Genomic DNA, 14,861 nt, shown 5'->3' on the forward strand with positions numbered 1-14,861 from the left:
AACCAGCGTTTATTGATCATGTTTTATATTAGAGAAATTCTAAGGGTGAGCAATGCAACAAGACATTATTGAGTTTTGGTTTACAAAACCAAATAATTCGAAATGGTTTCGCAAAAGCAAAACCTTTGATCGGGAAATTAGCGTTAAGTTTTCGCCGGTTCATGCTCAGGCGGTACAGTGCGAGTTAGCTAGCTGGCGCTCAAGTGCGTTAGGTAGCCTAGCTGAAATTATCGTTTTAGATCAGTTTTCTAGAAATATGTTTAGAGGTACGGCTGAAGCATTTCGTTATGATGCCTTAGCCTTGGCGTTGGCACAAAACGCGATTGCCAAGGGTTTAGATACAGAATTAACTACCGAGCAAAAAGCCTTTATGTATATGCCTTTTATGCATAGCGAGTCGTTGTATATTCACCAACACGCCGTTGAGTTATTTGCGCAGCTGGGTAAAAAAAATAGTTTAAATATTGAATTAAGACATCAAGCAATAATTATGCAGTTTGGCCGCTATCCACATAGAAATGCTATTTTAGGCCGTACTTCAACTGCCGAAGAAATTGAGTTTTTAGCCACGCCCGGCTCGAGTTTTTAAATCACTAGGGCAATTTTCATAAATTTTAACGTATTAATATCGGCTGTTGTTGTTTGCCGTCAAAAGTAGCTTTGGGTTGATAAACAACTCACTTAACGATAGGTTAGTGCTCTCATTACGCTACGGAATTAATCTGATCATGGCATTTAAATATAAGCCTATAGTATGTTCATTTGTTGTTAGTGCTTTGTTTGCTTTTTCACCCTCTTTATTCGCAACGACAGTCGTTACTGATAAAAATATCAATGCTGATAATACCGCCACTATGTGGCCAGGTAGCCAATATAATGCGGCTATTCCCACGTTTAAAAGCGTGTTAGGCTACGACGTAGGTGAGCGTATTACTAGCCATAGCGATATGCTTCGCTACTTTGACGCCTTGCAACAGGCTGAGCCACAGCGAATAAAAGTGGTTGAATATGGCCGCACATGGGAAGGTCGAAAGCTTATTTATGCTGCTATAGGTAATGCGAAGCATATTGCCGATCTTGATGGTTTTGCCAAAAATATGCAGCAGTTATCGGACCCACGTAAAACCAACAAAAATACAGCTAAAGAACTCATTGGCCAATTACCCTCTTCAGTATGGTTAGAATATAGCGTACACGGTAATGAAATTAGCAGTACCGATGCGGCTATGATGATGGCTTATCATTTACTTGCTGCGCCTAATGAGGCAACTAACCAAAAGATTTTAAACAACACCATCGTTTTTATTGACCCGTTACAAAACCCCGACGGCCGTTCACGCTTTATTAGCCGCTATTACGCCACAGTTGGTTTGCAGCATAGTGGTGATAGGTTAAGTGCCGAGCATAATGAGCCTTGGCCCAATGGCCGGTCTAATCATTACCTGTTTGATATGAATCGAGATTGGTTAGCGATAACTCAGCCAGAAACGGCGGGTAGAATTAAAGCCATGAACCATTACCGGCCGTTAGTCGTGATCGACTTGCATGAAATGGGTGGCGATCAAAGTTACTATTTTTCGCCTTCAGCCCAGCCGTTTAACCCGCATATGACCAAAACTCAAATTAACAATATGAATACCATTGGTAAAAACAACGGTAAGCACTTCGATCGCTTTGGCTTTGACTTTTTTACCCGTGAAGTTTTTGATGCGTTTTACCCTGGCTACGGCGATAGCTGGCCAACCTTTTACGGCGCGTCGGCGTCTACTTATGAAGTGTCATCTTCTCGTGGTGAGCTGTTTAAAAAGCACAGTGGCGAAAATTTAACGTATTTGAATACGGTGCAACGCCATTTTGTTGCCTCGGTGTCGACCGCTGAAGCCGTAGCCGATAATCATGAAAAATTATTAAACGATTATTACCAATACCAAGTAACTGCCATTGAAGCTGGTAAAAACAACAAAAATGGCCGGGTTTTTATTATTCCCAATGAGCGAAACAAAGCCGGATCGCACCGCCTTGCTACCTTGATGGCGCAGCATGATGTTGATGTATTTAAGGCCACAGAAGCGTTCTCAAGTTGTGGCAAGCAATATCAAGCGGGGGCTTACTTTATTGATACAGCTCAGCCTAAAGGCCGGTTTGTTACTACAACCTTTAGCAAGCAGGTTGATATGGACAGCCAGTTTATTAAAGAACAAGAACGTCGGCGTAGTCGTAAATTACATGACGAAATCTATGACATAACCGGTTGGTCATTACCGTTAATGTTTGACGTTGACGTAGAGCAATGCGCTAAGCCCGTAACCGTTGCCAGTGAAGTGGTGAATAGCGATGACAAACTGCTTGGCAATGTTAGCAATATCGACGCTACGGTCGGGTTTATTGTGCCTTGGGGTGATATGGCGGCAGGCCGGTTTTTAACCGCTGCGTTGTTGCAAAATATAGTGATTAAAAGTGCCGATAAAGCTTTTGTTTTAGATGACAAGCAACAATTTGCAGCAGGCTCGTTAATTATCGAAAAACGCAGCAATGATGCTGACTTGGCAGCGAAAATTGCAAAAATAGCCGAACAAACCGGTGCGCAAGTGGTGGGTGTAAACACCAGCTGGGTTACCGAAGGCCCCAGTTTTGGTAGTGACAATACCGTTAATATGATTGCACCGAACATTGCTATGGCGTGGGATGAACCCACCAGTTCGCTTAGCGCCGGTAACTCGCGCTTTGTTATCGAGCGCCAATTTAACTATCCGGTTACGGCGATACGCACAGCTATGCTCAAATCGGCTGATCTTGCTAATTATCAGGTGCTTATTTTACCTTCTGGTGACTACAAAGCGGTACTGGGTGAACGTGGCGCCGCCAATATTAAGCAATGGGTAGAGCGCGGTGGTGTGTTAATTACCTTAGGCGATGCCACTAAATTTGCCGCTGAACCTGAAGTGGGTTTGCTAGATGTTAAAAGAGAACGCGCGTTTAAAAATACAGCCGCAACTGACACGCAAGCCGCGAAGCACGCAGACGATGAGGCTATGGTTGATGGTCAATTAATAACCTCAAAAGATAGCTTGATTAAAGCTAGCGAAAACCTGCAAGAAAGCCCAGATTTTGTCGCCGGTGTACTGGCTAATATCGAAGTTGATCAAGAGCATTGGCTTACCGCTGGCGTACATAAAAACTTGGTAGCTATAGCTTATGGCAATGATATTTATACACCAATAAAGCTGGCGTCAGGTAAAAACGTAGCATGGTTTGCTGGTGCCGATAATGTTTTAGCCAGCGGTTATCTGTGGCAAGAAAACAAACAGCAGCTTGCGTATAAACCTTATTTAATTCATCAGCCTATGGCCAAGGGTATGGTAATTGGCTTTACCCAAGAGCCAACGGCAAGAGCTTATCTGGATGGTTTAAACGTAATGTTATTGAATACTATTTTTAGAGCATCAGCTCATGCTTCGCCATTAAGGTAAAATGATGAATTATCGCTTTGGTTGTCTACCACGGTGCTAAATGTATAATAAAAAACGCTAACGCGCATGCGTTAGCGTTTTTTGCTTAGTTTTTGACAGAAAATAGCAGATATTGGCGGTTATATTCTACTCATCCATGTAGAATGCGTTTTTAAAAGCTGGTTCAGCTTTTTACTCATTAGTGCAGATCTGTAGGAATTTCGATGAAAAAAACATTCGCCTTAACTCACCCTAAGCTGAACCCAGCTCGGTTGGTGGATTCAATTAAATATGATATTAAAAAATACCTAAACCGTGAGCGTCGCAAGGCCTTGCCTGATGGTATGGATTACTGGACGTTTGATTGTCGCTTTGGTGCGTCGGTAGATGTTGCTGAAAAAATATTTACTGCTGAAATCAATAAACATATTGATACCTCCGTTGCGCAAGAACTACCAGGATTCTATATTGAAATTCTTGCCAAAGCCTGTAAACACAAGCCGAACACCACAACTGCTGATTAATTTTTACCCCATTCTTGACTGTAGCAATTCTACAGAGGATCTCTTATGCAATTTTCATCTTTAGATTTGGCTCCAGATTTACAACGCGCCGTTGTTGAATGTGGCTACAGTACTATGACACCAGTGCAAGAGCAGGCGATTGTGCCTGCGCGTCGCGGTAAAGATTTACAAGTAACTGCGCAAACGGGTACGGGTAAAACAGCGGCTTTTGCTATTCCTATATTACAGCGCATGCTGGACAAACCTAAAGCCACCGCTGAAAAACGGCCGCGTGCGTTAATTTTAACGCCAACCCGTGAATTAGCTGAGCAGTTAGCCAATACTATTGCTGCCTATGCCCAGTTTGTGCCTATTAGCGTTACGGCATTATATGGTGGCGTTAAAATGGGTGGGCAGGCGAATAAATTAAAAGCCGGTGTTGATATTGTTATTAGTACACCAGGGCGTTTAATTGAACATATGACCTTGGGCAACGTAATATTAACTGACGTTGAGTTTGTCGTGCTAGATGAAGCCGACCGTATGTTAGATATGGGCTTTAGTACTGATGTGCTGAAATTGATGCAAATGACCGCGACCACACGGCAAACCTTGCTGTTTTCGGCAACAACCTCACCGGCGGTGAATGAGTTATCGCATAAAATTTTAAATAATCATCAGCAAATACGTGTAACTAAAATAAACAGTACAGCTGATACCGTAAACCATGTGGTGTATCCGGTAGAAGAAAACCGTAAAATTGACTTGTTTGAGCAACTATTAGCTGAAAACAACTGGTTTCAGGTGTTGGTGTTTACGAGTACTAAAGAGCAAGCAGACCGCTTATTAGCTGGCTTACAAAAAAGTAAAATTAACGCTGATGTTTGCCATGGTGATAAAAGCCAAGGCGCAAGACGCCGCGCTATCGCTGATTTTAAATCGGCTAAATTGCAGGTTTTAATAGCCACCGAAGTTGCTGCCCGTGGTTTAGATATTCAAGGCCTTGATTACGTCGTTAACTTTAACTTGCCTTATTTACCAGAAGATTACGTGCATCGTATCGGCCGCACCGGTCGTGCAGGCGCGAAAGGCGACGCTATTTCATTTGTTAGCCGTGAAGAAGAGCAAACCTTAGAGCGCATTCAAAAGCTGATTGGCGCTGATATCAAACGCATTGTTAAACCAGGTTTTGAAGTAAGCAACCGTGGCTCATTGTTAAAAAGTATTTCACGTAAGGTGTTATCCGGCCGCTCAAACAAAGCCAGCGAAACCACCATTAATCTAGATGCTGCTAATAAACCTAAAGCTAAACCTCGCGTTAAAAAGTAAGCCTATACCTTCATTCCACAAAACAGTGCCACCTAAACTAATTGTTACTAGGTGGCACTGGCTTTATCTCGACACGCTTCGTCAGCAAACTCTAATTCTATCGTGGTATGGGCAAAATTGAACTCGGCAAGCTGTTGTTGCAGTTGCTGTTTTAGGTTTTTTATCGCTACTAATGTTATTTCAGTTTTCAGCACTAAATGCACCGTCATTACACTATGCTCACCGTCTAGTGACCAAATATGAAAGTGGTGCAGTTCCGCCACTTCGCCTTTAGACAGTAATAGGGCACGTACCTGTTTCATCAACTTTTTATCTGGCGTGCCTTGTAAAAATAGCAGTATGGTTTCTTTTGTCACCGGTAATGTAAAACTGACCCACTAACGACAATTTAAAATTGACCCACCTGAGGCAAAATTACCGCCGACATTAATTGAATTAAGGCGGTGTAATTTTAATGCTGACTCAGGAGTTATTAGTGGAAATCCATGTGTTGCACCGACAAGGCCAAAGCATTCGTGCTATCGCCAAAACATTACATGTATCACGCAATACTGTTCGTAAGTATCTGCGGGATATTGCTAAAACGCCAGCCTATAGCGAACGTGCTGATCGGGCTTCAAAACTTGACCCATTCAAGACATATCTGATGGAGCGGATCGCTGCGGCTAAGCCGGATTGGATACCGGCAACGGTGCTGTTCCGTGAAATTCAGGCCAAAGGATTTACCGGCAAAGAAGGCATTCTGAAGAACTATATCCGGCCTTTTAAACCGCAGCAGCATGAACCGGTGAGGCGCTTTGAAACCGCCCCAGGCCAACAGCTGCAAATCGACTTTACGACCATTCGCCGCGGGCGTTATAAGCTAAAAGGCTTTGTTGCCACGCTGGGTTTTAGCCGCGCTACCTATGTCCGGTTCAGTGAATATGAGCGCCAGGAAGACTGGTTGCTGGGTATTGAAGCCGCGCTGGATTACTTCTCTGGCGTCCCTAAAGAGCTGCTGTTTGATAATGCCAAATGCATCATGATTGAGCGCGATGCTTATGGTGAGGGTGCTCATCGCTGGAATGCCAAACTGCTTGAGATGGCCAAAGACTATGGCTTTAAACTTAAAGCCTGCCGCCCTTACCGGGCAAAAACCAAGGGCAAGGTTGAGCGCTTCAATGGCTATTTAAAAGGCAGCTTTATCACGCCACTGGCTGCCAGCTTAAAACAGGCTGGCCTTGTGCTCGATGTCGACACAGCGAATGCGCATATCGGCCCCTGGCTTCATGATGTGGCCAATCAGCGCATCCATGGCACGACTGGCGAGAAGCCTGCGGTGTTACTAGCTAAAGAGCGCTTGAGCTTACAACCGCTACCCAGCGGTATAAAACCGCGCCAGTCTGACATCCGGCAAATCACGCGCTATACGATGCCAAGGGAAAGCTTACAACACCCCTTATCGGTGTATGACCAATTGTTGGAGGTGCGGCCATGAACCTGCAACTTCAACGAATACAGCATGCCTGTGAGGTATTGAAACTGCCGGCAATAGCAACAGAATGGTCGGCCATGGCTGACCACAGTGCCGCACAAGGTAAAAGCTTCGCCGACTTCCTCGAAAGCCTGCTGCAAGCAGAACTGGATGCCAGATTGCAGCGCACGCGGGAGATGTTGCTCAAGACTGCCGGGTTACCAGCGGTAAAACACTTTGATGACTATGACTTCCGCTTCGCCACCGGCGCACCGCGCAAACAGCTATTGGAGCTCACCAGCCTGGCCTTTATTGAGCGTCAGGAGAATATTGTACTGCTCGGCCCAAGTGGCGTAGGTAAAAGTCATCTGGCGATAGCACTGGCGTACAGCGCCATTATGCGTGGCATAAAAGTGCGCTTTATCACTGCGGCAGATTTAATGCTGCAACTGGCCACGGCAAAGAAACAGGGCCGCCTGGAGGCATACTTAAAACGCAGTGTATTATCGCCAAAACTGTTGGTAATAGATGAAATAGGTTACTTACCGTTTGGCCGGGATGAAGCCAACCTGTTCTTTAACGTGATAGCGAAACGTTATGAACAAGGCAGTGTTATTGTGACCAGCAACCTGCCATTCTCACAATGGTCAACGGCGTTTACTGATGATCAAACCTTAACTGCGGCACTCTTAGACAGGTTATTACACCATGCTCATATCGTGCAGATCAGCGGTAATAGCTACAGGTTAAAAGGTAAAAGAACAGCGGGTGTGATACCGGCAGCAGAGAGTACGTTAAGTTGATAAAAGCCTGGGGTGGGTCAAATTTAGATTACCGTTTTAAGCGGTAAGTGGGTCAAAATTGGATTGCCGTTGACATTTAAGGTTACGGCCAACATTAAACAAAATAAACAGCGTAAAACCAATCGATAAAATAGGGTCTAAAATTGGCCACGGTTTAAACATCAAAACAATAGACACAATTAGTACTGCTACCCAGCCGAGTACATCTTCCAGTAAATGCCAATTAAGCACGCGCTCGTTTAGTGATTTGCCGCCGCTAAGCTTGTAAGCCGCAAAACCATTTACCGCAATACCAAATATTGCCAGCAGCAGCATACCCTCAGCTTGAGGCATAACAGGGTTAAATAGTCTGGGGATAGACTCTAATAAAATCCAGATTGAGCCAATAGTTAGCACTATGCCGTTAATTAAAGCGCCCAGTAATGAAAAACGTTTATAGCCATAAGAGAAAATCGCATTCGATTTTTTATCACTAAGCTTATTCAGCCCCCAAGCGGTACCAATAGACAAGCTATCGCCCAAGTCGTGCACCGCATCGGCCATAATTGCTGTGCTGTTGGTTAACCAACCGCCAATAAACTCAATAATAGTGAAGCAAAAATTTAGGCAGAACGCCCAACCAATTCTGTTGGATGCAGTGTCAGCACTAGAGTGATGATGCTTGTGGTTATGGCTATGGCCGTGATTATGGTTATGCATTTATTCAGTTCAACTTACTTCATACGGCAATAACTATAACCTAACCGATAAGTAGCAATAAAAATAGTTTTGCTTTTTTACTGTGCGTCGCCTAGTATTATACTGTGTTATGCACAGTATGTGGCGTACAGTATATGCCGAGAAGCAATAGGAATGAAAAATGACCACTGCACAACTTGATAAAATGCGCTTTGAGCTGCGCCGAGGTGTATTAGTGCTGGCGGTATTAGCCTCGCTAAAGCAGCCGCATTACGGCTACTCACTGCGAAAGCAACTGCAAGACGGCGGCGTTGACATAGATGAAGGTACCTTGTATCCGCTGATCCGCCGTTTGGCCGATCAAGAGTTACTCACCAGCGAGTGGCGACAAGGTGAAGGCCGCGAGCGCCGTTATTATCAGTTATCTGAGCTCGGTAGCCAGCTATTAGCGCAACTTACGGATGAATGGCAAAACCTTAATAACGCAATAGGTAAATTGTTATTAGCTAACAGTGGGGAGATAGAATAATGGATTTAGTTAAACGTTATGTGGCGGCCGTACAGCGCGAACTGCCAGACAATAAGCGTGAAGAAATTGGCCGCGAATTAGAAGCCAATATTATGGATCAGCTAGATGCACAAGCGGAGCAAAACGGGCCATTAACCGATAATGCTATTGCTTCGGTGTTAAAAGCTATGGGCCATCCGCGCCAAGTTGCACAGCAGTTTGCGCCTATCGCACCGTTAATTGCTAGCGAACATATGCAAATTTACCGTTATACGCTGTTTATGGTGCTGGGTATTTTGTTGGTGTTGCAAGTATTTAATAGCACGGCCAACTGGCTAGAGCACGACTTTGGTTTGCTGCTATTTGTAAAAAGTATACTAAGCGGCTTTATTGAAGATGCGAGCTTTGCTTTTACCACTATAACGCTAGGTTTTATCGTGATATCCAGAGCTAAACCACAGTATTTACAACAAGCTAAAGAATGGCAGGTAGAGCAATTACCTTCGTTGCAGGCCAGCAAACAGCATATTTCACTGCAAGATATTGTTACCGATTTAATAACAGATACTTTTTTACTGGCGGTTATTAGCTATTTGCTACTGTTGTCACCAGAAGACTTGGCCGGTAAAACGGTATGGCTAACAGCACACACACAACAGGTGTTGCTATTGGGCTTACCGCTATTAGTTGTGGGTGTATTGCTTAGTTTATGGCAGCTAAGTGCTAGGCAATGGAACAAGGGCATGCAACTGCTGAATATTGTGCTGAATATCGGCTTTGTAGTAATAATGCTGTATTTAGCTTTCAACGGCCCACTATTACAAATTGACCAGCAGAATTGGCCACAGATCTATGGCTGGGAAAGATTACAGCACGCTGCTACATGGGCATTACTTATTGGCGCTTGTTGGCCAGCTTACGAAGTAATACGCGACGTAATACGATTACGCCGGCTAAGCCTAAGCAAAATAGGCTAAACACAGTAATAGGTGCCCAAGCACCTTGGGTTAACTCATATGCCGCCGTTAATAGTAAGCCAAACAGCAATACCCAAATAACACTGCCATTGCGCAGCGCTATTAGTTGCTTCTGGAGGCTACACCTGGCACTCCTGAAGGTGACGAATTTGATGACTTAGTACAACTGATTAAGGAGTATGAGGATATTCACTACCCGATGCCCTAAAAGCAAACTGTAAAACCAGTACTTAATATTTCATTAGTGCAAAACTACAATATCAAGTAGCCCACCTAAATGGGACATTGCATCTTTGAAGTCAGCACATGGCAGGCCAACCTGATACCACTTATTACAGACATAGCCCGGTAGCATTAGTAATATTGTCTTACTGGCATCATCAGTTTTAAATTTTGCCAAGGTCGTTAAATTGTGACCTGGACCTTTAAAAAGCAGCACACTCTTTCCTAAAGCGTAGTAATAAAACCGAGTAGCGCCGTTGTCAGTCCGCAGGTATAATTTTCTCGAGGGCTTTGGAACATCACTGCAACTGCAGACCACCAGAGACGAACGAGTAACCTAGGCGAAAGCTTGGGTTTTTCATTTATTGCTTAACAGAAGTTATATAGCTGCTCTGTGCCAAAAGCGGAAATTCACTGAGATTCGACAAAATCGGCGCTTTTCACTGATAGCGGACGTTTAGCGAGAAGTGTTAGAAGTGCTTTTTTTGGGTCACAGAAAAACAAGGAATTAGACTTTGAAAACTCTGATGCAGGAAGGCTAACCTTTTCTTGGTTCATTTCTCTTTCTGTCAGCATAAATTTAGTATTATGCAGTCCAAGTGCCTGTTCCAATTATCTTAGAGTTTGTGAAGCGTTATGACGACAAAGAAAAAAGGACGTCCAAAAGCGAGTGATGCGGGAGTGTTTGAAGAAAAGCTCTTAGCCTGTGCCACAGATCTGTTCATGAGACAGGGCTACGGTGGAACTTCGATTAGTCAGATCCTGAGTGTTTCAGATTGCGGTAAATCTGCTTTCTACCTGAGGTTTGGTGACAAAGAGAGTTTATTTTCTGCTGTGGTTCAACGATCAATTCGGACAATTTTCATTGAGTTAGGTGAGCTCCCCACATGCGACAGCCTTAACGATTGTCTTCAAGACGTTGGTGAGAGACTTGCTCTAGGTATGCTTGCAGAGCGGTGTATCGCGTTTATTAGAATTACTGCGGCTGAAGCTCTTAATTTTCCGCTGTTGGCTCAAAAGGCCTACCAATCGAGCCTCGCTGGTTCGGTAGATTACGTGGCGTCAGCACTCAAAACTTTCTTAGAAAGCCACAATGATGAACGTCTCAGAGAAATTGCAATAAGGTTTTGTGAGTTAGTAATTCAACCTTTATGCTTTCAAGCCGCTTTTGGCTGTATCCCTGAAAACCCAAAAGAGTATATCCGGGACCATGTGTCAGATGTAATTATTCTCCTAAATGCAAAAGGTCTGACAAATTGTCTCTGAAGTTGAATTGACAAAATCTGCAACTAACGACAAAATGGACTGAATGGTCCATTTATTCGGAGGCTTTGTGAACAAGTTGAATCAACAAGGGTTAGCATCAAGTAATGAAATTGCTCAAATTTATGAAATACTGAGTCAAACCTACCCTACATTCGAGAACACAGATGATCCTTGGATGACCAACGGCCTCTCAAGTACCCCATTTAAGAGCTTAGTTTCTGTGTGCCTGTCAACTATGACCATCACAAAGCGGGTGGTAAATGCCTGTGTTCCCTTATATCAGAGGGTTTCGAATTTCGAAGAACTGCTAGCGCTCGATGATGAAGAATTAAGGCAAATCATAAAGCCTGTAGCTCATTACAACAGAAAAACAGTGAATCTAAAGTTGATGGCTCGACAGATCATTGAGCTTCACAATGGTAACATCCCGGAAACTAGAGAAGAGTTGATGAAGCTTCAGGGTGTGGGCCGTAAGGTCACGGATATTATGCTTAATTTTGTATTCTCTAAAGACACGATAGCCGTCGATACCCATGTACTTAGGGTGTTGAACCGTTTAAAAATAATTGCGACTGATTCGGCCGAAGATGCGGCGGTAAAGATTAATCTTATCACGCCAACATTTTACAAAAAACATGCGCATGAATGGCTAATACAGCACGGAATGAAAGTCTGTACGGCCAGAAAGCCAAAATGTTCTGAGTGTTGTGTTAATCAATTTTGCAGTCAGTTCGATTCTTAAGCTTAAGCCATGGTTTTTCAAAGCAGCAACCAGCAAAGTGCTGGCTGCTGACGACTAGAAAAATCAACGGTAGATTGTTTTTTAACCAGCGTCTTGCCAATTTCCCGCTGTATACTTTCTCTGCACTTGTCTAGCGCTACACGGATCGACTCAGCGTTTATTCTTCCTCTTGTAGACGGTGCAACCACGGCAATGGAATAGTTTCCAAGATAAGTATCAAGTGGAACTGCAAAGGTACACAGTCCTTCAATGAACTCATCAAAATCTGAAGCGAACTCACTTACTCTAATCTCTTGTAATTGAGTTAATAATGAGCGCTTATCCAGAGAGAATTTAGTGTGCTTCTCTAAAACGTCAGGCAGTGTTTTAGATAATGCCTCAGTTAAACAGCATTAAATGCCAAATCGTTCATTAAATAGACAAATATCTGATAAATTTGGTAATTGTCGAAAATTCATCTCGAATTCATTCTATTCAGATATAATTTGTTACATTTTCAATCGTACAGAGACTGCGATGTTCAACAAAAAAATCAAACAGGAAAACGAAAGGCTGAGTACAGCTTTGTCAGAGGCTACCTCGGTGATTGCCGCAATCAGAGGCAGTGTTGCATTTATACAATTCTCCCCTGATGGTCATATTCAGGATGCAAACGATTTATTTCTGCACACTGTTGGGTATTCACTATCGGAAATTGTTGGCAAGCATCATTCAATTTTTTGTGATCCCAAATATTCCGCAAGCTATGAGTACAAGAACTTTTGGTCTGAGCTTGCCTCAGGTAGAGCGAAGCATGGCTCATTCAACAGAAAAACAAAGCTTGGAAAATCTATTTGGTTAGAGGCGACTTATTTTCCCGTTCATAGTGGCACAGGGAAAGTATCAAGCGTGATCAAAATTGCCTCAGACGTAACTGAGCAGACATTAAAGTTAACGGACCAAAACGCGATATATCACGCCCTAGATCAAGCTATGGCTATTATTGAATTCACTCCTGGTGGTGAGATCGTTAATGCAAATAAAAACTTCCTTCAAGCTATGGGATATCAACTGTCGGAGATCGTAGGCAGACACCATAAGATGTTTTGTGATGACAGTTTTTATAGAGAAAATCCAGAGTTCTGGAAAGACCTGGCTGTGGGTAAACTCAGCTCTGGTAAGTTTAAGCGATATGATGCCAGAGGTAATGATATATGGTTAGAGGCGAGTTATAACCCTGTAAAAGATAATGACGGCAAAGTCATCAAAGTTATCAAATTTGCGACTGCAATTACAGATCGTGTTATGCAGGCAATGAGGGCAAAACAAGCTGCCCAGGTTGCTCACGAAACAGCGCTTCAAACCTTTAATATCGCTGAACAAGGGAAGAGTCATATTGAATCCTCTTTAGATTTAGCAAGCGAGATATCCGAAACAGTTTTAACTACTAATCAAGTTATTCAACGATTAAGTGACCAAGCAAAAGAAATCTCTAGTATGGTCAATATCATTCGTAGCGTAGCAGAGCAGACCAACTTGCTTGCTCTAAATGCAGCTATCGAAGCAGCTCGTGCTGGCGAGGCTGGACGTGGATTTGCTGTTGTCGCAGATGAAGTCCGATCGCTGGCTTCAAGAACAAGCTCAGCGACTGATGAGATATCAAGTGTTGTTGCAAGAAATCTGGAAGTAACTAGTCAGGTTATGCAAGCCATTAATTCTATCGATGGGCTCAGCGGTCAAAATGGTGAGAAAATTGCTCTCCTTTCCAGCATAATTTTGGATATAGAAAAAGGTGCACAAGAGGTTGTACAGTCTGTGTCTGCGATCCATTGAGTAAGTAAAGTGTAGTGCCACACTGAAATTGGCCCCCTGATTAGAGGATACGCTCTGGGTTCACGAAAAATCGAATGTCCGCAAATAAGGCAAAGCAGAGATTCGTTTTTCACGAGCGGCCTGATCTGAATAGCTGCTTTTCGCTCAAAGCGGAATTAATGTTTAACCCTAAGCTATGAATGGACACCGAACTCGAGCCGGGTAATTAGATTTAAGACGGCTAAGGTGTCTGCGGTTGTTTCGAGCATTTCAATCGGTTTCTTTTGTCCGAGCGCTGGTATCGATGTTTGCATCCATTGACCCGCAGATTTTCTATCACCTTCAAAAAGACTAGTTACGCGGTCTGTAACCTGGATAAGACAAAAGATACGGCCACTCTCTTCACTGTTGAAGAGTCCATGTTTTCGTCGGCGTGCCAGTGTCTTACTGGGAATACCGATTGATCGTGCTACTAAAGCCAACCTGAAACCAATAATGTTAGCTATATTGGTCAGTAAATCAACACTAAAACCTGTCCTTACCATCGCACGAACCTTTGCATCTTCACTTGGCAGTTTAAGTTCTGTCCAAATATTATTTGGAGGGCATTCTGGTGCGTATTTGCGGGATTCCGTCATGCTGATCCTCTATAGGTAATTCTCAAACATACGGTTCAATATACCGACCTAAGATGTGAGAATAGCAAGTTTTGTGCATTACCCAAGCGAAGTCTTGGGCGTCTTTAAGCATTACGTGCGTTTCAATAAACTTAAATTTGCAACTTGTGTTACTTGTGACACTTTCGTCAAAGCTAAAAATTCGAGCGATTTACAGATTTTTTGAAGATCCAATTAGGATCTTATTTAGGCGTCAGGGCAGCATGAATCGGGCAGCACTCCGGGTCAACTGCTAGCATCTTAGGTGTCGGTTTTGCTAAATGTTATGTATAGGAGCAATCTAATCGTGTACAAAGGAGTCTTCAATGGAATACCTTCATTTCTTCGATGATGAACGACAAATCAGCATTGCAGCTAGCACAGCCTGTTGGACAATGATTCAAAAGTTAGCAAACGAAACTGCTAAATCAGAGGGGGCTGGGCGGTAAGGGCGGCGAGACAGGGATTATCTAAACATCTGGAT

At 43.4% G+C, this 14,861-nt stretch carries 15 protein-coding genes and 1 pseudogene; 12 read left to right on the top strand and 4 right to left on the bottom strand.

Annotation, left to right across the window (positions count from 1 at the left end; genetic code table 11):
• Positions 1–52 precede the first annotated feature (52 nt).
• The 4 genes from E0Z06_RS03990 to E0Z06_RS04005 all read left to right on the top strand — a co-directional run bounded on the left by E0Z06_RS03990 (position 53) and on the right by E0Z06_RS04005 (position 5,281).
• Positions 53–589: a DUF924 family protein gene (locus E0Z06_RS03990; RefSeq protein WP_132582115.1), complete on the top strand. Its 537-nt coding sequence runs from the start codon at positions 53–55 to the stop codon at positions 587–589.
• Positions 590–728: 139 nt separating this feature from the next.
• Complete coding sequence (locus tag E0Z06_RS03995; protein WP_132582117.1) at positions 729–3,470, top strand: M14 family metallopeptidase; 2,742 nt, start codon at positions 729–731, stop codon at positions 3,468–3,470.
• 203 nt (positions 3,471–3,673) lie between these two features.
• The gene (locus E0Z06_RS04000) at positions 3,674–3,973 is read left to right on the top strand and encodes a DUF6172 family protein (protein ID WP_132582119.1); all 300 of its coding nucleotides are present in this window, start codon (positions 3,674–3,676) and stop codon (positions 3,971–3,973) included.
• 45 nt (positions 3,974–4,018) lie between these two features.
• On the top strand, positions 4,019–5,281 hold the full coding sequence (locus E0Z06_RS04005) for a DEAD/DEAH box helicase (protein WP_132582121.1): 1,263 nt from the start codon (positions 4,019–4,021) through the stop codon (positions 5,279–5,281).
• A gap of 47 nt (positions 5,282–5,328) precedes the next feature.
• On the opposite strand, the gene E0Z06_RS04010 is transcribed toward E0Z06_RS04005, so the two are convergent.
• Positions 5,329–5,637: a cation transporter gene (locus E0Z06_RS04010; RefSeq protein ID WP_207903139.1), complete on the bottom strand. Its 309-nt coding sequence runs from the start codon at positions 5,635–5,637 to the stop codon at positions 5,329–5,331.
• Positions 5,638–5,735: 98 nt separating this feature from the next.
• Between E0Z06_RS04010 and istA the strand changes: the two genes are divergently transcribed.
• Positions 5,736–6,758 carry an IS21 family transposase gene (gene istA / locus E0Z06_RS04015; RefSeq protein WP_132581482.1) on the top strand — a complete coding sequence of 341 codons (1,023 nt, stop codon included), beginning with the start codon at positions 5,736–5,738 and terminating at the stop codon, positions 6,756–6,758.
• Complete coding sequence (gene istB / locus E0Z06_RS04020) at positions 6,755–7,537, top strand: IS21-like element helper ATPase IstB (RefSeq protein ID WP_132581484.1); 783 nt, start codon at positions 6,755–6,757, stop codon at positions 7,535–7,537. Before istA ends, istB begins: the two co-directional genes overlap by 4 nt.
• A 75-nt stretch (positions 7,538–7,612) precedes the next feature.
• Here the strand turns inward: istB and E0Z06_RS04025 are convergent.
• Positions 7,613–8,236, bottom strand: a pseudogene (locus tag E0Z06_RS04025) (cation diffusion facilitator family transporter); the annotation flags it as partial.
• A 160-nt stretch (positions 8,237–8,396) separates the two neighbouring features.
• Here E0Z06_RS04025 and E0Z06_RS04030 point away from each other — a divergent pair.
• The gene (locus E0Z06_RS04030) at positions 8,397–8,744 is read left to right on the top strand and encodes a PadR family transcriptional regulator (RefSeq protein WP_132582123.1); all 348 of its coding nucleotides are present in this window, start codon (positions 8,397–8,399) and stop codon (positions 8,742–8,744) included.
• Positions 8,744–9,700, top strand: a complete 957-nt coding sequence (locus E0Z06_RS04035) for a hypothetical protein (RefSeq protein WP_132582125.1) — start codon at positions 8,744–8,746, stop codon at positions 9,698–9,700. Before E0Z06_RS04030 ends, E0Z06_RS04035 begins: the two co-directional genes overlap by 1 nt.
• A gap of 241 nt (positions 9,701–9,941) precedes the next feature.
• Here E0Z06_RS04035 and E0Z06_RS04045 read toward each other — a convergent pair whose 3' ends face one another.
• Positions 9,942–10,139: a hypothetical protein gene (locus tag E0Z06_RS04045; RefSeq protein WP_132582127.1), complete on the bottom strand. Its 198-nt coding sequence runs from the start codon at positions 10,137–10,139 to the stop codon at positions 9,942–9,944.
• Positions 10,140–10,558: 419 nt separating this feature from the next.
• Between E0Z06_RS04045 and E0Z06_RS04050 the strand changes: the two genes are divergently transcribed.
• The 3 genes from E0Z06_RS04050 to E0Z06_RS15850 all read left to right on the top strand — a co-directional run bounded on the left by E0Z06_RS04050 (position 10,559) and on the right by E0Z06_RS15850 (position 13,742).
• Positions 10,559–11,188, top strand: a complete 630-nt coding sequence (locus tag E0Z06_RS04050) for a TetR/AcrR family transcriptional regulator (protein WP_132582129.1) — start codon at positions 10,559–10,561, stop codon at positions 11,186–11,188.
• Between the two features lie 67 nt (positions 11,189–11,255).
• A complete protein-coding gene (gene nth / locus E0Z06_RS04055) occupies positions 11,256–11,930 on the top strand; it encodes an endonuclease III (protein WP_207903140.1) in 675 nt (224 codons plus the stop codon).
• A gap of 396 nt (positions 11,931–12,326) precedes the next feature.
• Complete coding sequence (locus tag E0Z06_RS15850; RefSeq protein ID WP_207903141.1) at positions 12,327–13,742, top strand: PAS domain-containing methyl-accepting chemotaxis protein; 1,416 nt, start codon at positions 12,327–12,329, stop codon at positions 13,740–13,742.
• A gap of 173 nt (positions 13,743–13,915) precedes the next feature.
• On the opposite strand, the gene E0Z06_RS04070 is transcribed toward E0Z06_RS15850, so the two are convergent.
• A complete protein-coding gene (locus tag E0Z06_RS04070) occupies positions 13,916–14,359 on the bottom strand; it encodes an antitoxin Xre/MbcA/ParS toxin-binding domain-containing protein (protein WP_132582133.1) in 444 nt (147 codons plus the stop codon).
• 344 nt (positions 14,360–14,703) lie between these two features.
• On the opposite strand from E0Z06_RS04070, the gene E0Z06_RS15855 reads away from it, so the two are divergent.
• On the top strand, positions 14,704–14,826 hold the full coding sequence (locus E0Z06_RS15855) for a hypothetical protein (protein WP_279432806.1): 123 nt from the start codon (positions 14,704–14,706) through the stop codon (positions 14,824–14,826).
• The last annotated feature ends 35 nt before the right edge of the window (positions 14,827–14,861 follow it).

The sequence above is a fragment of the Rheinheimera sp. D18 genome (assembly GCF_004345025.1).
In the GTDB taxonomy this organism is placed as follows: Bacteria; Pseudomonadota; Gammaproteobacteria; order Enterobacterales; family Alteromonadaceae; genus Alishewanella; species Alishewanella metallidurans.